Here is a 16,021-nt window from a genome sequence, read left to right on the forward strand (position 1 = left end):
TGCGGCTCCCAGCACCTAGAAGGTCATAAGCTGTTCTGCTCTGCGGCAAACTGCGCCGCGCCCCAGCCCATCTTATGCTTGTCGGGGCTAAACAGTCGCCTCCGCTTTTCTATGAATACCAAAAATGGAATGATGAAAGTTTGCCAAACAAAAAGAAGTTAATTAATACAATTAAAAATGATGCCAAATTCCAGAGGGCTAATGATTTTCCATATAGGCCCTTTCCAACTTTCATATAGAGATAAATACTATATAATGCAAGGACAATGAAAGAACCGATCACCTTGGAGTCATACCAGACCATATGGGGCAATTTAATGTAGGCCCACTGAATGCCTAAAATTAAACTTATCATCAGCATAGGTACACCTATTACATTTAATACATACGACATATGTTCAAGCTTTGACAAATCCGTTATCCGGAGCAGCCTGGTTCCCCACTTTTTCCTTTTCAGCAAATCGTATTGAATCAGATAAAGCAATGAAAAAACAAAAGATAGCGAGAAAGCTCCATATGAAAGGATTGCAACCGTTATATGAATTAGCAGAAGTTCTGAGATGAGCTGCTGTGCTTTGACAGCCGAATCAATCTGCACAGGTGCGAATGTATGGATCGCCATTATGATAAAGCCGAGAACATTTGTAAAAAAGACTATGAAATCGACTCTGAGCAGCCTGTTAATTCCCAAAGAAAGAGTGATAAGCACCCAGGCATAAAAGTATAGGCCCTCAAAAATGGTCAATACAGGAAACCTTCCTGTATTAATCATATAAAGTATCAGAAACACCGTTTGAAGCACCCATACAAATGCAAGTAACCAGAAGGCAATTCTATTCGCCTTCCGGTTATGATGAAGAAAATCAATAAAATATAATAAGACACATAGGGCATACAGAACCACCGTTAATTCGTGCAGCCGTGTCATAAAGATATCAGACATGGACAGGACCCCTTTTATGATTGAAAGGAAGTCTGCGTTGAATGAGCGAATGCGTGCTTTGGTTTGGCTGCTGTGTTCACGTTCTGCTGATCTGAAACAAGTTCTTCTATATTAAAGATTTTTACAAATAAGTCCAATGCCTGTTCGGAATCTTTCTGTCCAGCCATTTCTTTAGCTTGTAAAATAGGATCTTTTAATAGCTGATTGATGATGCTCTTTGTATGCTTGTTCAGCACTTTTTTATCACGATCACTCAAATGAGGCAGCTTTCTTTCAATGCTTGTCATGGTTTCACTCTGTATAGCCAGTGCTTTCTCACGCAAGGCGGAAATTACCGGAACAACACCAAGCAAGTTCAGCCATTGCTTGAATTCAACAATGTCCCCTTCAATCATAAGCTGAATCTTCTCGGCTGCCTTTTTACGCTCCTGAAGATTTGCTTCAACAATGCCTTCAAGATCATCAATATCATATAGGAAAACGCTGTCCAGGTCAGCCAGTTTCGGATCCAGATCTCTTGGGACAGCAATATCCACCATAAATAAAGGCTTGCCTTTGCGCATTTTTTCTGCGTAAGCCATCATATCCTTCGTGACAACAAACTCTTTTGCCCCAGTAGAACTAATTAAAATATCAGCTTCAACAAGGGCACATTGAAGCTCATGCAATGTTTTTGCCTGGCCCGCATAGCGGCTTGCGAGATCCTGAGCTTTTTCGAATGTACGGTTAATAACCGTTACTTTACTGGCTCCGTTGGCATGAAGGTTTTGGATTGCCAGCTCACCCATTTTACCGGCTCCTAAAATAAGAACATGTTTATTTTCCAGGGAGCCGAAAATCTTCTTAGCCAGTTCCACTGCTGCATAGCTGACAGAAACTGCATTTGCTCCTATCTCCGTTTCAGAGTGTGCCCGCTTAGCGAGCGTTACTGCCTGCTTAAACAAGTGGTTAAAAACTGTTCCGGTTGTATTTTCTGATTGAGCCTCCAGAAAACTTGTCCTTACCTGTCCTAAAATCTGTGTTTCGCCAAGGATCATGGAGTTAAGACCGCATGCTACCTTGAATAGATGCTCAATGGCCCCATCCTCTTCATAAATAAATAGGAATGGAGAAAATTCACTCTGATCCATTTTGAAATGTTCTGCCAAAAATTCCTTTATATAATAGCGGCCAGTATGAAGCTGGTCCACAACTGCATAAATTTCGGTCCGATTGCATGTAGACAGAATGACATTCTCTAAAATGCTTTTTTTGTCATTTAATGTCTTCATTGCCTCGCCCAATTGTGAAGGATTAAAGGTTAGACGTTCACGGATTTCAACAGGGGCAGTTTTATAGTTTAGACCGACGACCAAGATATGCATTGAAATTGACACCCCCAGAATTATTGCCTAGTTCATTAATATTAATTATATCATTTCTAATTTTTCAATTAACGCTTAAATGTGAACAGATATTGAACTCATATGGTACTATATTTTAAACAGGAGCCTGATCTTAAATAGACAAATACTCCCTTATGTACAGTAACAAAAAAACTTGCCGGATTCAAGTATACCTTATTGGAAGTGGTGTTTTTTATGAAAAATCAGCGTATTTTCCCAGGAATTATTTTACTCGGATTTGGAGCCTACTTTTTCCTTCAGCAGAGCGGATTTACTGCCTTACAGCCTTTCTATTCCTGGCCTACTCTTCTCATTATCGTCGGAGCAGCCTTTTTAATTCAGGGATATGGAGCAAGGGATTATGATTCCATATTGCCAGGTGTCATTTTGACAGGATTTGGCCTGCACTTTCATGTGGTGAACCGCCTGGAAATTTGGCCGGATCATATCGGAACATTCATTCTGATAATTGCTCTCGGCTTCCTCCTTCGGCATCAGAAAACTGGGGCAGGATTGTTCCAGGGCATCTTATTTTTAATTCTTGCCGCATTGCTTCTTTTTTATGACAGGGTTGCAGAGTGGATGGGACTGCTGGAAAATGGTGTTGCTGATGTTTGGCAGTTATGGCCGATTCTTTTAATGTTAATTGGATTATATTTTTTATTAGTGAAGAAAAAATAAAGCGCAAGCGCTCGTTCCTGCGAAGAAGTATTCAATGATGCATATACTTTGTGCTCACCCCCGGCACCTCGAGGGGGCAGGCGATGGAGCTATACAAAAAAAGACAGGGATATTAAACTTTTCCCTGTCTTTTTATATTCAAACTGTTTAGAGTACTGAATCGAGAAAATTTTTGGTTCTTTGTTCTTTTGGATTGTTAAACAGATCCTCCGGATGCCCCACTTCTACAATTCTTCCGTCATGCATATAGACAGCCCAGTCTGCCACTTCTCTTGCAAAGCCCATTTCATGAGTGACGACGACCATAGTCATCCCTTCAAGGGCGAGCTCTTTCATTGTGGAAAGCACTTCCCCCACAAGCTCCGGATCAAGTGCAGATGTCGGCTCATCAAAAAGCATGATATCGGGCTTCATCGCCAGCGCCCTTGCAATGGCTACACGCTGTTTTTGTCCGCCCGAAAGTTTTGATGGATATACATTCTCCTTGTCAGAAAGCCCTACTTTATTTAATAATTCCTGGGCATCTTTCTTCACTTGATCCTTTGGACGCTTTTTCACATGTAAAGGTGCTTCCATCACATTTTCGAGAACAGTCATATGAGGAAATAAATAAAAATGCTGAAAAACCATTCCTACTTTTTCTCTCACTTTATTTAGATCATGTGTTTCTTTTTCAACCTTTTCGCCCTCAAAAATGATATTGCCGCTGTCCTTTAATTCAAGAAAGTTTAAGCAGCGGAGAAGTGTGCTTTTTCCAGACCCGCTTGCACCAATCAGACAAACAACATCACTTTCTTTCACTGTTATATCAATGTCCTTTAGTACATGCAGATCCCCGAATGATTTGTTCAATTTTTCTACCTTAATCATATACGATTCACTCATGCCTTCATTCCCCCTTTAATCACTGCTTGCCATTCTTTTCTCAATCATATTTACAAGGATGGAGAAAATAAGTACAAGTACTAAATAGTAAACAGCTACGATCAGCAGATAGCTCATGTAGTCATATTCATTGGAACCGTATGTCGTTGCCACATTAAAGAGCTCGTACATGCCGATAAAGGAAGCAAGTGATGAATCCTTCAAAGCAATGATAAATTGATTGCCAAGAGGCGGCATAGCCCGGCGGAAAGCCTGAGGCAGAATGATCCTTCTCATTGCAAGGCCAGCAGTCATACCAAGCGAACGCCCTGCTTCCATTTGTCCTTTGTCGATGGATTGAATGGAGCCCCTGAAAATTTCGGCTATATAGGCACCATTGTGAAAAGCAAGACCAAGGATAACCGACCAAAACTGTGAAATATCCAATGCTGTCAATCCGAAATAGAAGATGAAAATCTGGACAACAAGCGGCGTTCCCCTTACAAGGAAAATATAGATGTCCGCAATCCATTCCAGAATTTTAATTCTCGAAATCTTTAAAAAGGCAAAAAACAATCCTATAAAAATAGCAATAAACACGGCTACAATGGTTAATTGAAAGGTTAAGAGCATTCCCTTTAAAAATACGGGATATGTATCAATAAACTTTGTAAGCAAATCCACAAAAATCCCCCTTCAGATGGCTATTTCAGTTTGTGTAAAAACAAAACAGGCGAATGTTTGTCACACATCCGCCCGCAATGTTATTCCTTCTCAGGATCAACTGTTATATCTTCACCGATATATTTTTTGCTGATTTCTGTGAGTGTTCCATTCTCTCGAAGAGTTTCAAGAGCTTCATTCACTTTTTCGAGCAGTTCTTTATTGTCCTTTGCAACAGCAATTGCCTGCTCACTGCGGCCCAGCAGCTCTTTGCCTTCGATCTTCATTCCGGCGCCAATCGCTTCTTTACCTGTTACGAAGTCAGTGATGACTGCATCATGTTTCCCCTTGCTCAAGGCCTCCAGGGCGACAACATCACTATCGTAGAACTGGATGTTATCTGTAGCCTCCTCTGCATTTGAAGTGTATGTAGACCCCTTCGATACTGCTATTTCCATGCCTTCGAGGTCGGCAAGCGTTTCAACACTGCTATCTGGACGCACATAAATTTGCGGGCCAGAATAGTAATATGGCGTCGAAAAATTGACGGCCTTCAAACGTTCTTCCGTAATGGTGTGGCTGGCTACCGCTGCATCAAAGCGGCCGGATTTCACACCTTCGACAATACCGCCAAACTTAAATTTATTCTGTACCGGCTCGAGACCGAGTTCTTTTGCTACAGCTTCAGCCACATCAATATCAAAGCCGCTCATGCTTCCATCATCATTTGTATAACTAAAAGGTTTGAACTCTCCCGAAGCCGCGTACGTAAATTTGTCATTTTCTACTAAATCCATTCCGCTTTTAGACGCTTCCTCTGATCCGCATGCCGCGAGGACCAATAAAAAAGCAGCTGCTATAATTCCTTTTAACCAATGTCTCACTAGTCTAAATTCCCCCTTCAGTATCTCTCTTTTATAAATGCCTCTTAACTCTATCATGATTTTAAAATATTCTCAAAATTCATATTTTATGATAATTAATGATATTAAAGAATTTAAGCTGTTCTCATTAACTGACCCTCTTTGAACTCCAATATGACTCCATATCCTCCAGTATTCTGCAAATTCCTCACCCTTCGACAAATATATTTTCCTTTTTATTCCATTGTTTTTACTCTCCTGCGGAATATCGAAATGAAAGATCTCCAGGACTAATGACCTAAAGGCAGAAATAACAAAATATCCCGCTGCACAATGCAGCGGGATATTTTGAATTACATAAAGCTTTTCAATGCAGACCAGGCCTTGTCTTTTCCATAACCCGTTTCGGAGGAAAACATAATGATCTGGTCATTTGGATCGATATCCAGTGTTTCTTTCGTGATTTTCATATGTTTTTGCCACTTGGACTTAGGTATTTTATCCGCTTTTGTAGCAATAACTACACAAGGAATATCATAATGCTTTAAAAAGTCGTACATCATGACATCGTCACTTGAAGGGGGATGGCGCAAATCAACTATCAGCACAACTGCTTTTAACTGCTCTCTGCTGGTTAAGTATGTTTCTATCATCTTCCCCCAAGCTTCACGTTCCTTTTTGGATACCTTAGCATATCCATAGCCTGGAACATCAACAAAGTGAAGAATTTCGTTAATAAGGTAAAAATTCAGGGTTTGTGTCTTCCCCGGTTTAGAGGATATTCTGGCAAGTCCCCTTCGATTAAGCATTTTATTAATGAATGAAGATTTGCCGACGTTGGAACGGCCGGCAAGGGCGAATTCCGGCAAATCACTTTCAGGGTATTGATCAGGCTTAACAGCACTGATGACGATTTCTGAGCTGGTTACCTTCATGCTTGAGCACCGCCATTCAGGGCATGTTTTAAGACTTCGTCCACATGTGATACCAATACAAAATCAAGCTCTTCCCTAATGCTTTCAGGGATATCTTCAATGTCCTTTTCATTATCTTTAGGGAGGATGATTTTAGTCAATCCTGCACGATGGGCGCTCAAAGACTTTTCTTTCAAACCGCCAATAGGAAGCACTCGGCCTCTTAAAGTGATTTCCCCTGTCATTCCCACTTCTTTACGGATTGGCTTTCCAGACAGGGCAGAAACCAGGGCGGTTGTAATGGTAATCCCTGCAGATGGACCATCTTTTGGAACAGCACCTTCTGGAACATGGATGTGAATGTCATGCTTTTCATGGAAATTCTCATCAATGCCCAGTTCCTTTGCTTTAGAACGAACATAACTGAATGCCGCTTGAGCAGACTCTTTCATGACATCCCCAAGTTTGCCTGTCAGAACAAGCTTCCCTTTTCCAGGAGAAAGGGATACTTCTATCTGAAGGGTGTCGCCGCCAACTGTTGTATAGGCCAGCCCTGTAGCAACGCCAACCTGGTCTTCGAGCTCAGCCTGACCGTAGCGGTATTTTGGCTTTCCAAGAAACTCTTCAGTATTTTTACCATTCACAATCACTTTCTTCTTTTCGCCGGATACGATAATTTTAGCCGTTTTCCTGCAAATAGTAGCCAGCTGACGTTCCAAGCCCCGGACTCCTGCCTCACGAGTATAATAGCGGACTACCTTCTGCAGGCCATCTTCACGAATCTGAAGCTGTGATTTGGAAAGTCCATGTTCTTTAATTTGCTTAGGCAGCAGGTGGTCTTTCGCTATATGAATCTTCTCCTGCTCTGTATAGCCTGCAATCGTGATAACTTCCATTCTGTCCAGCAGCGGACCAGGGATCGTTCCGAGATTGTTGGCTGTGGCTATAAACATGACCTTTGAAAGATCATATGTTTCTTCAATGTAATGATCACTAAAATTATGGTTCTGCTCAGGGTCTAAAACCTCAAGCATCGCAGATGAAGGATCCCCGCGGAAATCAGAAGACATTTTGTCGATTTCATCAAGCAGGAACACAGGGTTAATCGTCCCTGCTTTTTTCATGCCCTGAATGATACGGCCAGGCATGGCACCTACATAGGTTCTTCTATGTCCGCGAATCTCAGACTCATCCCGGACTCCGCCGAGGGATACACGGACGAAATTGCGGTTAAGGGATGTCGCGATGGAACGTGCAAGGCTTGTTTTACCGACACCAGGAGGCCCTGCAAGACAAAGAATCGGCCCCTTAAGAGAATTCGTCAGCTTTTGCACCGCAAGATACTCCAGAACCCGCTCCTTCACTTTTTCCAGGCCATGATGGTCTTCATTTAGAATTCTTTCCGCCTTCAGGATATCCAGGTCATCATCTGTTGCCTTTGACCATGGCAATGTGACAAGCCATTCGATATAGTTGCGGATAACTGCACTTTCAGCTGAACTGGATGGAACTTTTTCATATCGGTCCAGTTCTTTTAAAGCTGTCAGCTCGACATGCTCAGGCATGCCGGCATTTTCAATCTTTTCCGTCAGCTCAGCTATTTCTCCCGTCTTGCCTTCCTTATCACCCAGCTCTTTTTGGATTGCCTTCATCTGTTCACGCAAATAATACTCCTTTTGCGTTCGCTCCATTGATTTTTTCACACGCTGGCCAATCTTTTTTTCAAGGTTCAGAACTTCTTTTTCATTATGGATGATTTCAATAACCTGGTTCATGCGCTCTTTTACATCTATGGTTTCAAGAATTTCCTGTTTTTCTTTAAGCTTTAAAGGCAAATGGGAAGAAATGATATCTGCCATGCGCCCAGGCTCCTCTATATCTGCTACAGAGGAGTACGTTTCGGCTGAAATCTTCTTCGATACCTTTATGTATTGCTCAAAATATTCAAGCATGGTCCTCATCAATGCCTGATCTTCTACGTCCTTGGTCTCAGGATCCTCAAAAACCTTTACACTAACGGAATAATGTTCGGCTTCTTCCTGAAAATCAATGATTTCCGCTCTCTTAAGCCCTTCAACAAGAACTCGGATTGTACCGTTTGGAAGCTTGAGCATCTGCTTTACACGAGTTAGCGTGCCCATTCCATATAGATCATCTTCTGATGGTTCATCTATAGATATATCCTTTTGTGTTGTTAAGAAAATTAAATGGTCATCTACCATTGCTTTTTCAAGGGCCTGAACCGATTTCTCACGGCCTACATCCAAATGCAGAACCATGGTCGGATAAACAAGCAAGCCCCGAAGCGGCAGGAGGGGGACGATGATTTCTTTCTTTTTCGCCATTCCTTTGCACCTCCAAAATGCATCTTTTTAAACCCTATTATTGCTAATAATTTCTTTGTACAATTCTATCGTATTTAAATAGCAGTGTCTATTAAAGAGAAATTGCTGAAAGCCTGTATTAAAAAGATATTCATTTATAATTACACTTTATCCTTCTTTACGCAAATAAAACTTCGGTTTGTAGCCTAAACTGCAAACCGAAGCTTCTGACCGCGATTAGCGGGAGGCGTTTGTACAGCGAGTTTTCAATAACTGACAAACCCTGAATGGATTACTGGGCCACACATCATATGCTCTCTTTTTTCTTTAATTCGATTGAAGCGGTTATGGCCTGCTCTTTGAGATACTCTTTTTGCAGCGCCGCATCAAATACTTCGTTCAAATGGGATACAGGAATAATCTTAATGCCTGTTATCTCATTTAAGATGGATTGCATATTTTCTTTTGGGATAATTACTGTCTGTGCTCCTGCTTTTTTAGCAGCTTTCACCTTTGGATATACGCCTCCAATTGGCTTGACATACCCGTGAATGCTGATTTCCCCGGTCATAGCTACAGTATTGTCCACTGGCCGTTTATAAATAGCAGAATAAATCCCTGTCGCCATGGCAATGCCTGCAGAAGGGCCGTCAATTGGAACCCCGCCGGGGAAGTTGACATGAATATCATATTCGTCAGCCGGTACGCCCATTGATCTCAAAACAGTAATAACATTTTCAATTGAACCCTTGGCCATACTTTTTCTGCGGATTGATTTTCCTTGGCCGCCAATGCTTTCTTCTTCTACTATGCCTGTTATATTAATACTGCCCTTTTCTTTTGCAGGAATCACAGTAACTTCAATGTCAAGCAAAGCACCTGTGTTCGGTCCATATACAGCTAGCCCATTTACAAGACCAACAGCGGAATGGGAATTGATTTTCCTTTCCATTCTAGGTGAAAGCTGACTCGATTGCACAACCCATTCAATATCTTCATCTTTTATGTAATCACGATCTTCTGTAATCGCTAACCCTGCAGAAATTTGAATCATATTAACCGCCTCTCGTCCATTTCTTGCATAATTGGCGAGAATTCCTAGCGCCTTTTCACTAATGGTGAGATTGACCTTTTCCGAAGCCTTTTTGGCTACAGCGGAAATTTCTTCTTCTGCTAACTCTCTGAAAAAAACCTCCATGCATCTGGAACGAATGGCAGGCGGTATTTCATTCGGAGTCCTGGTGGTTGCTCCAATCAAGCGGAAGTCTGCCGGCAGGCCATTTTTAAAGATATCATGAATATGGGTTGGTATTTGAGTATTTTCTTCATTATAATAAGCACTCTCCAGAAATACTTTCCGATCTTCAAGCACTTTCAGAAGCTTGTTCATCTGAATGGGGTGAAGCTCACCGATTTCGTCAATAAAAAGCACGCCTCCATGTGCATTTGTAACAGCACCCTGTTTAGGCTGCGGAATTCCTGCCTGGCCCATTGCCCCGGCTCCCTGATAAATTGGATCATGAACAGAACCTATCAGAGGATCTGCAATGCCCCTCTCATCGAATCTCGCGGTAGTAGCATCCAGTTCTATAAAAACAGAAGCTGCCTCAAAGGGGGACTTTGCATTTTTCTTGGCTTCTTCCAGTACCAATCTGGCCGCAGCCGTTTTTCCCACGCCGGGTGGACCATAAATAATTACATGTTGAGGATTGGGTCCGCATAATGCCGCTTTCAGAGATTTAATTCCATCCTCCTGCCCCACAATGTCTGCAAAACTGGCTGGACGAACTTTTTCTGATAAAGGTTCTGTTAATGAAATGGAACGCATCTTTTTCAATACATCCATTTCCTTCCTTGATTCACGGTCGATAGAAACCTTTTGTGTCCGCTGGCTCCTAAGCAAATTCCAAAAGTAAAGCCCAATGACAATTCCAAAAAACAATTGGATAAATAAAGCGATCCCCGTCCAACTCATTGTGTTCCCTCCTGCATTATTTGTCTCGTTGATAATGCTAGTATCTCCCTGACTGAGTTGGAATAAACAAGGAATTCATTTAAAAGTAAGCACGGAAAGCGGAAGCGCCTTGACCACGAAGGAACTCAGATTAAAGCCCCACGTCCTCCCAAAAGCTGCCGCTTTCGGTCGTGCGATGTATCGCTACCGTAGCTTTTCCTGTCCTGTGGCAATGTTTGAATGAACCCCCTTCCTTGAGGGCATCAAGCATAAATTCAGAAAAGCATAAAAAATGGCCATGCCCCAAGGCTGGCCACTTTTTATTATGCTGACGTCTTGCGCTCTTCTTCTACGACTGTTCCGTCCTCCAAAACAAGTTTTGGCGAACCATTTTCAATAACCGTTTCTTTGGTAATAATGCATTTTTTAATATCTTCGCGTGATGGAAGATCAAACATTACATCCAGCATGATTCCTTCAATAATGGAGCGCAGTCCGCGGGCACCTGTTTTTCTTTCAATTGCTTTTTTAGCAATTTCTTCAAGTGCGCCTTCTTCAAAATCAAGCTCAACATCATCAAGTTCAAGCATTTTCTGATATTGTTTGACAAGTGCATTTTTAGGTTTAGTTAAAATCTCAATCAATGCAGCTTCATCAAGCTGGGAAAGGCTTGCAATAACTGGAAGACGTCCAATAAATTCAGGAATTAAACCGAATTTCAGCAGGTCTTCAGGAAGCACTTTTGCAAGAAGATCCTTTGGCTCGATTTCTTTTTGATTCTGGTCAGATCCAAAGCCAATAACCTTTTGGCCTAAACGGCGTTTAATAATTTGCTCAATGCCATCAAATGCACCGCCGCAAATAAACAGGATATTGGTCGTGTCAATCTGGATAAATTCCTGATGAGGATGTTTGCGGCCGCCTTGTGGCGGTACGCTCGCAACTGTCCCTTCCAGAATTTTCAATAGAGCCTGCTGCACACCTTCACCCGATACATCACGAGTAATTGACGGATTTTCCGACTTACGTGCAACTTTATCAATCTCATCAATATAAATGATTCCTTTTTCTGCCTTTTCTACATCATAATCTGCTGCCTGAATAAGCTTTAGGAGGATATTTTCAACATCTTCCCCTACATATCCGGCTTCAGTCAATGATGTTGCGTCTGCAATTGCAAACGGAACATTAAGAATACGGGCCAATGTCTGAGCAAGCAAGGTTTTACCGCTTCCAGTCGGACCGATCATGGCAATGTTACTTTTTGATAGTTCAACTTCATCTATCTTGCTGTTGGAATTGATGCGCTTATAGTGATTGTATACCGCAACAGATAACGATTTTTTCGCCTGATCCTGGCCAATTACGTACTCATCCAGAATATCGCGGATTTCAGCTGGCTTTGGCACATCTTTGAATTCCACTTCTTCTTCTGTACCCAGCTCTTCTTCCACAATTTCAGTGCAAAGTTCGATGCATTCATCACATATATATACTCCTGGCCCGGCAACAAGTTTGCGGACCTGATCCTGTGTCTTGCCACAGAAAGAACATTTCAATTGCCCTTTTTCATCATTAAATTTAAACAAATCCTTCACCCCTTGAAAAAACTTCAAAACGATATATTAAGATTGCGAGATCACATGCAAATAGTTCTTTATTCAGCCTAGAAAGGTTGGGAATTATAATGGACTCTGTGTAATATACGTGCAAACATGCCCTCTTTAATAATTCACACTTTCTTAAAAATCAAAACCTTCAGCAGTTATGTATTGCATTGTAACACATTTTTACAGTGGACAGGAAATGATAACTCTTAAAACATTTCAATTATGTATGCATGCATGTGATGGGATTTCGCAAAGAAAAAACAGGCTGAATTTTATATGTACTTTCATAAGCTTAACCAAAAATGGCTAAATTAAGTCGGCCCCTTGGACCGATAATTAAAATATCTATATATGTATTTGTATTCCTGTCCATGTTCAATATGCCGTAAAACTTTTCACCAGGCAAAAGATACAAGGGAGATTTTAATTATGATTGTCTTGATGGTATAAAACAAGGCACGATATACTCGCGCCTTGTTTCTTATTAAAAGGGAGAAAATTTCTGCTGTCGAAGTTAGACTGCTGTCTAATTCCGCCTCCTTGCTCCTCGTGGTCATAAGCCAAATTACAACTGAGGTTCAACACCTCCTCCGTAATTCGTCTTATGCTTGTCGGGGCAATGCAGTCGGCTCCACTTTTCTTTTATTATGCAACAGTCTTACTATTTTCCACAAGGAAATCTACTGCTTTTTTAATTTGAAGATCTGCTTTTAGGCCTTCAAGGCTTCCAAGAGCTTGTGTGATCTGGTCAGCAGACATATTGTACATTTCTGCCATTTTGTTAAGTTCTTCTGTAACTTCTTCATCGCTTACTTCGATGTTTTCTGCCTTTGCGATCGCTTCAAGAGTAAGGTTAACGCGTACGCGCTTTTCAGCTTCCTCTTTCATTTGCTCGCGCAGTGCAGCTTCATCCTGTCCGGAGAACTGGAAGTATAGTTCAAGGTTCATGCCCTGCGTTTGCAGACGCTGTTCGAACTCCTGCATCATGCGGTTAACTTCTGTGTCAACCATTGCAGCTGGAATTTCCATTTCTGCATTTGCTGCTGCTGCTTCAACAACTGTATCGCGGACATGGTGCTCAGCTTCATGCTTCTTGCTTTCTTCTAAGCGAGATTTGATTTTTTCTTTTAATGCATCCAAAGTTTCAACTTCTTCGTCTGCATCTTTAGCAAACTCATCATCAAGCTCAGGAAGCTGTTTTGTTTTGATTTCATGTACAGTTACTTTGAATGTTGCAGGCTTTCCAGCTAGCTCGGCTGCATGGTATTCCTCTGGGAAAGTAACTTCAACTTCCTTAGATTCTCCAGCCGCTGTTCCAGCCAATTGATCTTCAAAGCCAGGGATGAACTGTCCTGAACCAAGTTCAAGTGAGTAGTTCTCAGCTTTTCCGCCTTCGAAAGCTTCGCCATCAACGAATCCTTCAAAGTCCATAACAACTGTATCGCCAGTTTCAGCTTTTCCTTCTTCTTTAACGGCAAGTTCAGCTTGTCTTTCCTGAAGTGAAGTTAGCTCGCTGTTAACATCTTCATCCGTAACGTTTGTTTCAAGCGGCTTGACTTCAAGGCCTTTGTATTCGCCAAGCTTTACTTCAGGCTTAACAGTAACTGTAGCTTTGAAGATTAGGTTTTTTCCTTTTTCGATTTGCTCAACATCGATTTCAGGACGATCTACCGGCTCAATGCCTGTTTCATCAATTGCATTAGCATAAGCTTCTGGAAGAAGATAATCTACTGCATCCTGGTATAAAGATTCAACTCCGAAACGCTTTTCAAACATTCCGCGAGGCATTTTTCCTTTACGGAATCCTGGAACGTTTACTTGCTTAACTACTTTTTTAAATGCAGCGTCTAAGCCTTCATTCACTTTCTCTGCATCTACTTCAATTGTAAGAACCCCGCGGTTCCCTTCTAACTTTTCAAATTTAGCAGACATACAATCATTTCCCTCCAAAAATCTATTATCATTTCATTCAACACAGAATGTTATGAATATCTCTTGTTTTTCAAGCCATATCCATTAAATAAAAATGTATATATACACATAATACAACCATTATATTATAACATACACTCTCTGTCTTTCAACATTGAAGGCTAAATATTGGGATAAGAAATTTCTTCTATCTTTCTTATAAAGGCAAGAGCCTGTTCAATCTCTTCTTCTGGAGCTTCATAAATATCTCCCAGTTTGCTGAAAGAACTGGTTAAGCCATGGTACTCATATGAAAGCATATGGTATGCCGCCGCCCAGGACGCAGCGTTATCCGGTGAGGCCTCAAGCGGATATAATAGGAAAAAGTGCCTTTCTGCAAGGCTCTTTGTATTTTCATATAATACTGGATCTTCCTGCTCGAGCTGAATCTCCAGTTTGTTGACTATTTTTAACAGCATCGGCTGCTGATGTACCGGGGGGAGTTCAGCAGGAATAACGCGAACACTCTTATCAAATTTTCGAATCGGTACATATTTATCATAACCATGCTCGGTAAGCACATTTAACAGCATTGTTTTAAAGAAAGGATTACCGTCATGCGCTTCAAGATATGCTTTAATATCTTCTATATATGGCCTGATATTATGTTCTGCCAGCTGTGCAGCGATCTGCATTTGGTCATGCTGATCCTGGTAGGAGAACAAATTGAGCTTCCTATTTTTGAATTCCTCCATATCAGGTGCACCAGTCTCGGCTTCAGAAGGTGAAGCAGCCATCTTTCTGCTGAACTCAAGCATTCTGCTGAAATGCTCAAACTTCTCCTTCGGGATCTCCCTCTCTTCAAGGAGAACTTCAATCATTGCTGCAATCTCGCTGTATTGGTGCAGCTGCACAAGGATCATTAAATAAAGGTCCATTACTTGTATGTAATCCCCAATGCCTGTTTGGAGCATTTTATTAGCCAGTTCTTTCGCTTTTTCCAACGCTCCCGCTTCATAATATGCCAGAACAAGCCCGATATGGACATCGGTATTCTCAGGCTCCATCTCCATTGCTTCTTCAAAGAACTGGATCGATTCCTGATACCTTTTCTGCTGAAAGGACTCAAGCCCCTTTTCCAGCAGTCTTTTCTCAAGGCCGGGAAATAGAATGATTTTATTGTATTGTTTTTTCCGTTCCCGCTTTCCCATGCTAATACCGCCTCAATTTATATTTTTGAAGTTAGTGTAGCATGAATCAGCAGAAAAACAAAAAGATTCATGGTTTCCCGCCATGAATCTTTCATACATTCTTACTGTACCGCTAACAGTTTTTCTTCAAAATTTGAAATGCTACTTTCTAATTGAAGGGTAATCTCTATTTCATCCCAGCCATTAATCAGCATTTTCTTCCAGTAATCATTAATAGAGAATGATACTGAAAAACTATGTTCATCTTCAATTACTTGATTCTGCAAATCAACCTTCAATTCGTATGGCTGGCTTTTAGCACACTTGAGCAGATATTCGACTGTTTCAGCCGGAAGAGTAATTGGCAAAAGTCCATTTTTTAAGCAATTTTGATGAAAAATATCAGCAAATGAAGGGGCAATGATGACTTTAAATCCATAATCCCCCAAAGCCCATGGGGCATGCTCCCTTGAAGAACCGCAGCCGAAGTTTTCATTTGCAATAAGTATAGGGGCACCCAGGTTTTCTTCCTTATTCAACTCAAACTCAGGGTTAGGCAGACCATCTTTTGTAAATCTCCAGTCATAGAACAGATACTGTCCAAACCCCGTTTTCTCAATTCTTTTAAGAAATTGCTTTGGGATAATCTGATCAGTATCCACATTTGCTCTATCTAAAGCAGCAGCTTTCCCTTGCAGTGTTTTAAATCCGCTCATCTT

The 16,021-nt window shown here is 41.4% G+C and carries 13 protein-coding genes; 1 reads left to right on the forward strand and 12 read right to left on the reverse strand.

The window, feature by feature from the left end; translation table 11 throughout:
- Positions 1–109: 109 nt before the first annotated feature.
- Together ACR42H_RS21390 and hemA are read right to left on the reverse strand one after the other, a co-directional pair.
- A complete protein-coding gene (locus ACR42H_RS21390; protein ID WP_113882689.1) occupies positions 110–943 on the reverse strand; it encodes a cytochrome c biogenesis protein in 834 nt (277 codons plus the stop codon).
- A gap of 14 nt (positions 944–957) precedes the next feature.
- The gene (gene hemA, locus ACR42H_RS21395) at positions 958–2,307 is read right to left on the reverse strand and encodes a glutamyl-tRNA reductase (protein WP_113882688.1); all 1,350 of its coding nucleotides are present in this window, start codon (positions 2,305–2,307) and stop codon (positions 958–960) included.
- 216 nt (positions 2,308–2,523) lie between these two features.
- Between hemA and ACR42H_RS21400 the strand changes: the two genes are divergently transcribed.
- A complete protein-coding gene (locus ACR42H_RS21400) occupies positions 2,524–3,009 on the forward strand; it encodes a LiaI-LiaF-like domain-containing protein (RefSeq protein ID WP_113882687.1) in 486 nt (161 codons plus the stop codon).
- Positions 3,010–3,156: 147 nt separating this feature from the next.
- Here the strand turns inward: ACR42H_RS21400 and ACR42H_RS21405 are convergent, their stop codons facing one another.
- The 10 genes from ACR42H_RS21405 to leuD all read right to left on the reverse strand — a co-directional run bounded on the left by ACR42H_RS21405 (position 3,157) and on the right by leuD (position 16,018).
- A complete protein-coding gene (locus ACR42H_RS21405; protein WP_113882686.1) occupies positions 3,157–3,894 on the reverse strand; it encodes an amino acid ABC transporter ATP-binding protein in 738 nt (245 codons plus the stop codon).
- Between the two features lie 15 nt (positions 3,895–3,909).
- Positions 3,910–4,557, reverse strand: a complete 648-nt coding sequence (locus ACR42H_RS21410) for an amino acid ABC transporter permease (RefSeq protein WP_113882685.1) — start codon at positions 4,555–4,557, stop codon at positions 3,910–3,912.
- A gap of 80 nt (positions 4,558–4,637) precedes the next feature.
- Positions 4,638–5,420: a transporter substrate-binding domain-containing protein gene (locus ACR42H_RS21415; protein WP_113882684.1), complete on the reverse strand. Its 783-nt coding sequence runs from the start codon at positions 5,418–5,420 to the stop codon at positions 4,638–4,640.
- A gap of 332 nt (positions 5,421–5,752) precedes the next feature.
- Positions 5,753–6,334 (reverse strand): ribosome biogenesis GTP-binding protein YihA/YsxC, encoded by a 582-nt coding sequence (gene yihA, locus ACR42H_RS21420; RefSeq protein ID WP_113882683.1) that lies wholly within the window; start codon positions 6,332–6,334, stop codon positions 5,753–5,755.
- The gene (gene lon, locus ACR42H_RS21425) at positions 6,331–8,658 is read right to left on the reverse strand and encodes an endopeptidase La (protein ID WP_113882682.1); all 2,328 of its coding nucleotides are present in this window, start codon (positions 8,656–8,658) and stop codon (positions 6,331–6,333) included. Before lon ends, yihA begins: the two co-directional genes overlap by 4 nt.
- A gap of 286 nt (positions 8,659–8,944) precedes the next feature.
- A complete protein-coding gene (gene lonB, locus ACR42H_RS21430; RefSeq protein WP_113882681.1) occupies positions 8,945–10,612 on the reverse strand; it encodes an ATP-dependent protease LonB in 1,668 nt (555 codons plus the stop codon).
- 302 nt (positions 10,613–10,914) lie between these two features.
- On the reverse strand, positions 10,915–12,180 hold the full coding sequence (gene clpX, locus ACR42H_RS21435; RefSeq protein WP_113882680.1) for an ATP-dependent protease ATP-binding subunit ClpX: 1,266 nt from the start codon (positions 12,178–12,180) through the stop codon (positions 10,915–10,917).
- A gap of 666 nt (positions 12,181–12,846) precedes the next feature.
- A complete protein-coding gene (gene tig, locus ACR42H_RS21440) occupies positions 12,847–14,133 on the reverse strand; it encodes a trigger factor (protein WP_113882679.1) in 1,287 nt (428 codons plus the stop codon).
- A gap of 161 nt (positions 14,134–14,294) precedes the next feature.
- Positions 14,295–15,323 (reverse strand): tetratricopeptide repeat protein, encoded by a 1,029-nt coding sequence (locus ACR42H_RS21445; protein ID WP_113882678.1) that lies wholly within the window; start codon positions 15,321–15,323, stop codon positions 14,295–14,297.
- Between the two features lie 101 nt (positions 15,324–15,424).
- Positions 15,425–16,018: a 3-isopropylmalate dehydratase small subunit gene (gene leuD, locus ACR42H_RS21450; protein ID WP_113882677.1), complete on the reverse strand. Its 594-nt coding sequence runs from the start codon at positions 16,016–16,018 to the stop codon at positions 15,425–15,427.
- Between the last annotated feature and the right edge of the window lie 3 nt (positions 16,019–16,021).

Origin of the sequence: Cytobacillus sp. BC1816 (assembly GCF_051353635.1) — a bacterium.
Lineage (GTDB): Bacteria > Bacillota > Bacilli > Bacillales > Cytobacillaceae > Cytobacillus > Cytobacillus oceanisediminis_C.